Raw genomic sequence first — 5,926 nt, 5'->3', positions numbered from 1 at the left:
ACTTGAATGCCTGAGCATCAAGACGCAGAAGAACCCATTCGCACTTTGCCGCAAGTTACTGATCAACGCCTCTCGCGCGGCTTATGATCAGTTACAGCTGCTTCTCGCAGCTACTGCGTAACATCAGACAGTAAGAATCTTTTCACAGACTGGCGCAAGCTGCCTTAACCAAGATAAAGCGCAGTACATGAAATTGATGGGGCTTGGGTACTTGAATACGATGGACTTCTTGGCGTGAAGTGCCTTGGTAATTGGGCATCCGCCAAGCAAGCGCTTTCGAGCAACACCGAGCCCCTATACAGGTATGCAATAAGGCATTGAACCGGTTCAAAACCAATCACAGGAGAAAAGCATGCTTGTACGTCTGCTATACGCCAGCCGCTCCGCCAAGCCGCTGTGTTCTGAACAAATGGACGCCATCCTGGCAGAGTCACGCGCCCACAATCCCGATAATGGCGTTACCGGCATTCTTTGTTATAGCGGCGATACCTTCATGCAAGTACTGGAGGGAGGACGACGCGAAGTCTCGACGCTATACAACGCCATTACGCACGACCCACGCCACCATGACTTGATGTTGCTACACTTTGAGGAAATCCGCGAGCGGCGTTTCTTCGGCTGGACCATGGGCCAAGTCAACTTGGCCAAGGTCAACCCTTCGACACTATTGAAGTATTCAGAAAAACCCGAGCTCGACCCTTACACACTCAGCGGCAGCGTCTCGTTGGCGTTGCTGGAAGAATTAATCGCTACCGCAGCAATCATCGGGCGCTAAACAACCCTGCCAATCATCTGCTGTGCCCTCTTATCCAGGGTCATGTGATGCTCAAGATTCAAACAAGCTGTGCTGCATTAAAATAAAGACCCCGCCAAGCAGGGTCTTCGTATTGATCTGAGCATTAACGACTATTCGCTCACATCGTAGAAGGTCTCGCCCTCTTCGCCTTTGTCAAACGCCGACCCTACCGGGGAATCGAGTAGCGGGATGATGGTTTCGTCGTAATTGGCAATAACATTCACGTCCAGCAGGCTGAAGTTCTTAGCATTATCGATATAGGCATCGCTCTCATTACCGGCAAAGAAGCGCCATCCGCTATCGTCGGCATCCTCCGGCTCATCGCGATACATATACGCCACGGTATAGCCTTCCACCGTCACCATATCGCTCACCATCGCCAAACCATGGCCTTCAGCCAGCGGGCGAATATGATTCTTTTCCAGTCTGTAATGCTTCATTGGCAGCGCCCCAAATATTTTAACCCCCTCCAGCATACCCATCAGCGCGAAACACGTCATGCGCAGTGATACGTTGTATGCCATTAAGCGAAACCAGATCCCAGCGGCACACACTTGCATACTCGCCAGCACCTCATCACCCGCAACCAACATCGTCAGGTTGATCATGCTTACACGCCAGATGCCAAACTATCATTCGTAAGCAAATTTGCTGCGGAGCGGAAAATTTTCGGTTAAGCTCAGCCCAATATTTTTTCAGCGAAGTGCTATTTACAAAACACCATGTGCCAGCAAAACGTCTTTTTTTCGTTTTATTACTTCCCGTCTATGAATTAACACGGGCTGGCCGGTTTCGCGCTGAAGAAACCAGGATCAAAAATAAGGCGGGCCCCTCACCAGGGCCCGCCTTTTTGTTTGTACTTCTTGCCGTGGGTCGATGCATTGGCCATAGCGCTGTCCTGATCAAACAGCACTGTAGCCAACGCCCCGATCTGCTTTATTACCATCGTCCCTTATAAAGGAAACACTATGATCATCGTCATGTCCCCCACCGCCAGCCCGGCTGATCTCGACACAGTTGTCGCCAAGATTCGCGATGCCGGTCTCACCGAACATATCTCGCGTGGCAGCGAACGCACCATCATTGGCGCCATTGGCGATGAGCGTAAATTGAGCGAGCAAACCTTTGAGCAAATGACTGGCGTGGAACGCGCCATCCATATCGTCAAGCCTTACAAACTCGTCGCCCGTGAAGGCCACCCGGCCGGCAGCATTATCGATATCCGTGGCATTAAGCTCGGTGGTTCAGAAATCCAGGTCATCGCCGGTCCCTGTTCGGTCGAAACCCAGGAACAGATGAAACTCGCCGCCACCGGCGTAGCTGCAGCAGGCTGCCGCATGATGCGTGGCGGTGCGTTCAAGCCACGTACCAGCCCTTATGCCTTTCAAGGGTTGGGAGTACAGGGCCTGGAATTTTTCCAAGATGCTGCTCGTGAACACGATATGCCTATCGTCACCGAGCTGATGGATGTACGCATGCTCAATACCTTTCTGGAACACGATGTCGATGTAATCCAGATTGGTGCACGCAACATGCAGAACTTCGATCTCTTGAAAGAAGTTGGGCGAGTCAACAAGCCAGTAATTCTAAAACGCGGCCTGTCGGCCACTATTTCTGAATGGCTGATGGCAGCTGAATACATCGCGGCTGGCGGCAATAACAATATCATCCTGTGCGAGCGCGGCATCCGTACCTTTGAAACCGCTTACCGCAATGTACTTGATGTAACGGCAATACCCGTACTGAAAAAGGAAACCCACCTACCGGTCCTGGTTGACCCCAGCCATGCAGGTGGTAAAGCCTGGATGGTGCCAGCCTTATCACGCGCCGCCATCGCAGCAGGCGCCGATGGCCTATTGGTTGAAATGCATCCCAACCCCTGCGAAGCATGGTGCGATGCCGACCAGGCACTGACACCGCAAGAGTTGAATGACTTGATGGATTCGCTTCGCCTCATCGCCCAAGCCGTGGGCCGTAGTCTTTAATCCAGCCGCGGTGAAATCAAAGCGTGGCATGCACATCAGGCGTTTGGGCGATAGAAACCCGACTCACACCTTGCCACGCCGTTCATAACGCCCAGCCAAGTCAATCGCGACTTGGTAAATGCGGTCACTGGTTGTGATCACATTGCGGCGCAGCTGAGGGTCGGTGTTGTTCTTGGCGAGTTCATCAATGGCGTGCTGGAAGAAAAACCATTCTTGCTCCATCAACGCCAATTGCGCTTTCACCGATACATCATTGTCTGGCAAAGCCTTCAGCTGACGGCTGAGGGTATTAAACTCATGACGGGTTTCAGCCAGATCGCGGGGCAGAAAAGGTTGTTTGAGGCCATATACCTGCAAGAGATAAGTCTTGGCCAAACGTTGCGAGAGCATGGCAATATCGGCAGCCATACTACCCGCTTGTGGTTTGATGCCCAGTCGCTGCGCCACCAACACGCGGCCTTTGCGCGCAAACCAGCTCACTTCCTCGGAAAGCTCAGCCAATTTTGTTGCACCATGGCGCGAGCTTGGTGCATCAGTCAACTTCTGGTAATCAGCCCAGAGTTGCGCCAACAAGGCATAGTTGTCTTTCAACTCAGCATCATCGCCGCTGAGCTTGCGCAAATTGTCTAGCTGCTTGCTGAACTGGGTAGTAGCTGCCTTTTGTTGGCGATGGGCATCGGTCTGCTCCCCCTCAAGGCTTCGCCATGCATAGACCCTGGCGATACGTTCGCTGAGTACTTGCTGGCTGGTGGCGTCTTGTAGTGCTTGTATGGGAAGGTCGGCAGCATTCTGTTTCAAACTGAGCAGTAGCGTAGTCATGGTCAGAACAATCAGGCGCATCCGGGGTCACTCTTCAATTAGGAGATTTGCCCTTTGGTAGAAGAAGTATGCAAATACATACACCCTAAGAGGCGCGGACATGGAGAACAGCGTGGTAGTGAATAAATTGGTCGTCATTGGCGTCGGCTTGATCGGCGGGTCCTTTTCGCTTGATCTAAAGCGTGCTCAGCTCGTACGACAAGTCGTCGGGGTGGGTCGCTCTACCGCCAACTTGGAACGTGCCTTGCAACTGAAGGTCATCGACGCGGCAGCGACGGATACCACAAAGGCCGTCTGCGATGCCGATATGGTTTTCCTGGCAATACCCGTGGGGCAGATGGATACAGTGCTAGCCTGCATTGCACCTGCATTACCTGCCCATACCCTCATTACCGATGGCGGCAGCACCAAGGGTGATGTAGCCCAGCTTTATCGCAAACATCTACCCGATAGCCTGCATCGTTGCCAGCCCGCCCACCCGATTGCAGGTTCCGATCTTTCCGGCGCAGCTGCAGCCCGCTATGGCTTATATGAAAACAAAAAGGTGGTGCTCACGCCACTTGCCGAGACAACACCAGAAACAACCGCCAAAGTAGCCGCGCTTTGGCAGGCATGTGGGGCCGAAATTATACAAATGAGCCCTACCGAGCATGACACGATATTTGCCGCAGTCAGCCATCTACCCCATGTCTTGGCCTTTACCTACATGAATACGATACTTGCACGGCCCGATGCCGCTACTTGCCTGCAGCTAGCCGGCAGTGGGTTTCGTGATTTCACAAGGATTGCCGGCAGCCACCCGGAAATGTGGCGCGATATTGTATTGGCCAACCGAGCACCCCTGTTAGCCGATCTGGCCGCATTCAAGACACAGCTGGAGCAAATGATGTTGCAACTGGAAGCGGCCGACGCCAACGCGCTAGAACAGGCATTTCTGGCTGCCAGCAAAGTACGTAGCAGTTGGCTACGCTAATCACAAAAAACGCGGTGGAGAGTTGAAACGCTTGATGTTGCCACGCGCATAGCCTCGCAAGGTCTTTCTAACTGCCATGCTACAAAAGCAAAAAAGCTCCTGAGGAGCTTTTTGCTTAACTGAACGGTATTGCCGCAGGTGGTGCTTTTTTCTATTCAGCAATGCTCCATTCAACACCACCAACCCGTAGTAGGTTCAGATACTCATTACTTGTTGCTGCTATGCGTAGTACTGCTGTGGTGGGTAGAAGAACTATCATCACTGTCTGATGTCACCGCAACCACTGCGGCAATACCCACCCCAACGGCAATCGCAGTACTACCCACGCCACCAAATACACCTGCGGTGCTGGCAGTCTCGGCACCCGCCGATGCACCACCCGCCGTGCTCGCTGCTGCACCTAACGATAGATTAGGCAGCGAGCCGAATACGCCGGCAGGCAGCTGCGACAAACTCACCAACTGCGATGTACCCGCACCCGCTGTCATCGAATATTGGCCTGCATTGACGAGCAACTGATTGGCGCTGTTATTGACGACAATACCGCCGCTATTTACACCGGTGTAAAGGTTATTGCCCTGTAGCGCTGCCATCCAGTCACTGCCGCGAATACCGATTGTGGCGGTAGGCGTATTCAACCGGAAAGCCGCTTTGTTTTGTTGTCCAATCAAGCCGGTCACCGCACGCAGACTACCGCGCAGCATTGAAAAGAACGCATTGCCCTCTTCTGGTTGGGCGCGGTTGAAGCGGAATTGGTCAATGGTGAAGTCTGTGTTCTTTTCTAATGCGATAACCTGGCCATCATCAAAACGTAAAATGGCGAAGCCATTGCTGCCTGTAACGATTTTACTGCCCGCTTCCACCCGCGCACCGCTATCGAGCGGCTTGCTGCTGCCATCCCGGCCGGTAACCGTAATCTGGCCCCGCGCTGCGGTTACATTCGCCGCCGCTAGCGCAGCGGCTGCCAGTAAGAATGCAATTAGGGATTGAACAAGCTTGGAAAGCATAGGGGAAAACTCCTGATGTGGAAGGGTTGCTGGCTTTCATCTGTTGTAGCAGTTATGCCCAGCCAGTCCAAATACCAAGCGCTGGATTCTTCGTGCCAATTTGTCGCCCAAGCGCATCGCCACAGCGAGGGAAAACCTTTGCGCCACGCAGGCCTCCTGCCTCCTAGACTGCAGCCGGGCGTACCCTTCATGGCGGCGACGGCCGTCCCCTTCTATTACTTGACTGATGTTACGCAGTAGCTGCGAGAAGCAGCTGTAACTGATCATAAGCCGCGCGGGAGGCGTTGATCAGTAACTTGCGGCAAAGTGCGAATGGGTTCTTCTGCGTCTTGATGCTCAGGCATTC

Annotated in this window: 6 protein-coding genes; 3 read left to right on the top strand and 3 right to left on the bottom strand. The window is 53.2% G+C overall.

All coding sequences use genetic code 11. The annotated features are described in order from the left end of the window. Nucleotides 1–352 precede the first annotated feature (352 nt). Nucleotides 353–775 (top strand): BLUF domain-containing protein, encoded by a 423-nt coding sequence (locus tag CSQ89_RS19390; RefSeq protein WP_099407686.1) that lies wholly within the window; start codon nt 353–355, stop codon nt 773–775. Between the two features lie 131 nt (nt 776–906). Here the strand turns inward: CSQ89_RS19390 and CSQ89_RS19385 are convergent, their stop codons facing one another. Beyond that, complete coding sequence (locus CSQ89_RS19385) at nt 907–1,404, bottom strand: DUF2185 domain-containing protein (RefSeq protein ID WP_233203336.1); 498 nt, start codon at nt 1,402–1,404, stop codon at nt 907–909. A 360-nt stretch (nt 1,405–1,764) separates the two neighbouring features. Here CSQ89_RS19385 and aroF point away from each other — a divergent pair, with 360 nt between their 5' ends. Continuing rightward, nucleotides 1,765–2,781: a 3-deoxy-7-phosphoheptulonate synthase gene (gene aroF / locus CSQ89_RS19380; protein ID WP_099407685.1), complete on the top strand. Its 1,017-nt coding sequence runs from the start codon at nt 1,765–1,767 to the stop codon at nt 2,779–2,781. A 63-nt stretch (nt 2,782–2,844) separates the two neighbouring features. On the opposite strand, the gene CSQ89_RS19375 is transcribed toward aroF, so the two are convergent. Beyond that, nucleotides 2,845–3,621, bottom strand: coding sequence for a hypothetical protein (locus CSQ89_RS19375; RefSeq protein ID WP_099407684.1), 777 nt, complete (start codon nt 3,619–3,621; stop codon nt 2,845–2,847). Nucleotides 3,622–3,700: 79 nt separating this feature from the next. Here CSQ89_RS19375 and CSQ89_RS19370 point away from each other — a divergent pair, with 79 nt between their 5' ends. Further along, nucleotides 3,701–4,573, top strand: coding sequence for a prephenate dehydrogenase (locus tag CSQ89_RS19370; protein WP_099407683.1), 873 nt, complete (start codon nt 3,701–3,703; stop codon nt 4,571–4,573). A 206-nt stretch (nt 4,574–4,779) separates the two neighbouring features. Here the strand turns inward: CSQ89_RS19370 and CSQ89_RS19365 are convergent, their stop codons facing one another. Continuing rightward, a complete protein-coding gene (locus CSQ89_RS19365; RefSeq protein ID WP_099407682.1) occupies nt 4,780–5,580 on the bottom strand; it encodes a FecR family protein in 801 nt (266 codons plus the stop codon). Nucleotides 5,581–5,926: the final 346 nt, after the last annotated feature.

Source organism: Chitinimonas sp. BJB300, assembly GCF_002735695.1.
Taxonomy (GTDB): Bacteria; Pseudomonadota; Gammaproteobacteria; order Burkholderiales; family Chitinimonadaceae; genus Chitinimonas.
Note: the sequence above shows the minus strand (reverse complement) of the source record. Positions and strands in the feature narration are given on the sequence as shown.

Bases quoted from the DNA above. Each gene is read 5' to 3' on its own strand.
- CSQ89_RS19385 (WP_233203336.1), bottom strand. From the start codon at position 1,404: ATGATCAACCTGACGATGTTGGTTGCGGGTGATGAGGTGCTGGCGAGT.
- CSQ89_RS19390 (WP_099407686.1), top strand. From the start codon at position 353: ATGCTTGTACGTCTGCTATACGCCAGCCGCTCCGCCAAGCCGCTGTGT.
- CSQ89_RS19375 (WP_099407684.1), bottom strand. From the start codon at position 3,621: ATGCGCCTGATTGTTCTGACCATGACTACGCTACTGCTCAGTTTGAAA.
- aroF (WP_099407685.1), top strand. From the start codon at position 1,765: ATGATCATCGTCATGTCCCCCACCGCCAGCCCGGCTGATCTCGACACA.
- CSQ89_RS19370 (WP_099407683.1), top strand. From the start codon at position 3,701: ATGGAGAACAGCGTGGTAGTGAATAAATTGGTCGTCATTGGCGTCGGC.
- CSQ89_RS19365 (WP_099407682.1), bottom strand. From the start codon at position 5,580: ATGCTTTCCAAGCTTGTTCAATCCCTAATTGCATTCTTACTGGCAGCC.